Genomic DNA, 226 nt, shown 5'->3' with positions numbered 1-226 from the left:
AACACGGAAGTTAAGCTCTTCAGCGCCGATGGTAGTTGGGGGATCTCCCCCTGTGAGAGTAGGACGTCGCCAGGCGAAACAAATTCTTTTTTGTACAATCACTTTATTTGTGAAGGTACATATAGTAAGATAGAAGATAGCAACATTTTTATCGTCGCGGGGTGGAGCAGTTCGGTAGCTCGTCGGGCTCATAACCCGAAGGTCGCAGGTTCAAATCCTGTCCCCG

The 226-nt window shown here is 48.7% G+C and carries 1 rRNA gene; it reads left to right on the top strand.

The features are described 5' to 3' along the window. A 5S ribosomal RNA gene (rrf, locus tag JI667_RS24840) occupies positions 1-75 on the top strand; the annotation flags it as partial. Between the last annotated feature and the right edge of the window lie 151 nt (positions 76-226).

This window comes from Bacillus sp. NTK074B (assembly GCF_017303375.1).
Classification (GTDB): Bacteria; Bacillota; Bacilli; order Bacillales; family Bacillaceae_B; genus Rossellomorea.
Note: the sequence above shows the minus strand (reverse complement) of the source record. Positions and strands in the feature narration are given on the sequence as shown.